Origin of the sequence: Bartonella grahamii ATCC 700132, from assembly GCF_000518085.1 — a bacterium.
Taxonomy (GTDB): domain Bacteria; phylum Pseudomonadota; class Alphaproteobacteria; order Rhizobiales; family Rhizobiaceae; genus Bartonella; species Bartonella grahamii.
Map to the genome: position 1 here is coordinate 1 of NZ_JACX01000010.1, position 2,483 is coordinate 2,483.

Consider the following 2,483-nt stretch of genomic DNA (forward strand, 5'->3'; position numbering starts at 1 on the left):
CACTGTGACATTTTGATTGTGGGTGATGGTGGAACGCTCTTTGCCTCTTTGTTCGCTACCCAATGGATTTGCATGACCAGCCCCCGCAAATTGTGGTATGGGCTGAATGGCTGTTTTCCCCCCCAAAAAACTTGGCAAAAACTCTCTTACATCAATGGAACCAATCCACCCCTTAATGCGGCTAGGCAAAGATTTACAATAATCCATCAATTGTGAGATAGACGACATAAAGCCATCGACAATCGAATTAGCCAGATCTTCGCCCGCTTGTTCCATACCAGCCTTGGCACTCTCCGAGAGCTTTTCCTGTGTAAAAAAACTCTTCAACCATTGCCAAAAGTTGGAAAAGCTTTGTTTAACGCCCTCCCACAAATTGCCAAACCACTCGGCAACAGAGGAAAGTCCTTGTTTGAACTTTTGCCAATGGGAAGAGAGATCAAAAGCATTGGCGATTATATTTTTCCATTTGGTGATGGTGCTGGTATCTGCACCAAAAAAGCGCATAACGGCTTCAAAGGCTTGCCCCCAAGCCCGTATTATCCCCCGTGCTAAACCATTCATAAAAGAAGAGAAACGATCCCAATATTTCCACAAAGCAAAACCAGCTGCCAATATGACCGCCACAACAGCAGCAACCGCAGCCCCTATTGGAGTAAAAATACCCCCCACAACAGAGGCCATGCTCGCTCCAACCACTTCGATCACGGTTCCTATCCAACCAAAGCTACTCGCAAATGCCGCCCCTGAAACAGCAATCCCCCGCAAAGCGCCCATCAATAAGGTCATTGGTCGCAAAAGTCGTAGTGAACGTGCCCCAAGTCCTGCGGTAAGCAAGCCCAGTGAGCGCCCTGAAGCCGCTAACCCTCGCCAACTTGCCTTCAGCGTGCGGCTCACAGCCCTCATCTTGATAAAAGAGGCAATCAATTGCAGGACCCCAAGGCGAGTGCCAGCCATGGTAAAGCGCAACACGCGCAGAGCAATATTAAAAGCCATCAGAGCGGCAATGGTTTTGATGATGGCGCTTGTTAAAGTGGGATGGGCATTTGCCCACGCCATAAGCCCATTGGTAAAATTGCCAACACTTTCCATCAAACTGTTGAGAGGGGGCAGAAGCACTTCACCAATGCTAATCCCCAAAGCCACAATGCGGTTTTGTAAGAGTTCAAATTGCCGCATGGCACCGGTTGCTTGTTTGTCTGCTTCTTGCTCTACAGAGCCTTTAAAGACTTGTGGATCTTTCACATAATCTAAAGCTTGCCCTAACAATTCGGGATTGCCCACCAATTTGGCAAAATCACCGGTAAAATCTCGCCCAGCAATGGCAATCAGCGAGCGCATTCCCTGTTCGGATTTGGCTAAAACATCAAAAAAGCGCACCAAGGTGCCCGTGGCATCTTTGTCCAGATCTTGCATAAATTTTTCGCGAGAAAGCCCAATATTGGCAAAAGCATCTTCAATATGTTTGCCCCCCGCCTGTATGCGCGCACTCATCGCATTAAAACCACGCGCTGCACTCTCAGGGACAATACCAGCAGAAATCATCGCCGTGCCAAAAGCTGCTGTTTCACGGGCTGTGAGCTTAAACATGGTTGCCGCACCGGTGGCACGATTGGTAAAATCAGACACTTCACTTGCCTTGGCAGCCATGTGGTTAGAGAGATGATTGATAGCATCGCCTAGATCTTCAATGCCTGCCTGATTAAGCTTAAAGACATTGCGCAACTTGGCAAAGCGCTCCCCAATCTGATCTCCCGTCATATCAAATGCTACAGCTGCTTTAGCGGCATAGATGCTAAAAGCTTCTAGATCTTGTTCGCCAATCCCTGCTTGGCTGGCACTGGTCATCAGTTCCAAAACTTCACGTGCTGCTAGCGGAATCTTGGTGGAGGTTTCCAAAGCAAAACGGCGCAATTCCTTTAAGCGATGAAGGGGGGCATCGAGAACCTTTTCCAAGCCTTTCATCGATTGGTCAAATTGCATGGCTTTATAGAGGGGTGCAATTAAGGTTGCTGTTTGCGCAATGGCACCCACCATGCGCCCCCGCGCTTGGATAAAAGCATTTTTCGCATTCTTTGTCGCATCCTCAAGATGCTCAGGGTCAAACCACCCTTTAAAATGCTGCCTTGTCTTGTTTTGCAAATGCGCAACATCTGAACTAAAGGCTGCAAGATCACGCTTGGCAGAAGCTATCCCCTCTTGCAGATGATTGACAAAACGCACAACAAGGGAAACATCCATGATCGTCTCTTATCCTAACTGATAGCTTTCATATTCTTGGGCTTTAAGGCGTGCGAGTTCTTCTCGATAGGCAATCACATCCAGCCAATCCATCTGGTTAATTTCTGAAGGCGCCCAGTGATAATAAAGGGCTAGTTCTGCCCCAAATTGTCTGGCAGAGAGGATTGGCGTTGCGTAAAAAAAGCAAAAAAAGCCTTGAAAACAGCAATAATGTCAACAACATCAAGACGATTAATCAATTCAAC

General features: G+C 47.6%; 1 protein-coding gene. It reads right to left on the bottom strand.

The genetic code is table 11. The features are described 5' to 3' along the window. On the bottom strand, positions 1–2,238 hold a 2,238-nt coding region (locus tag U736_RS10950; protein ID WP_034451756.1), incomplete at its 3' end, for a phage tail tape measure protein. Positions 2,239–2,483 lie beyond the last annotated feature (245 nt).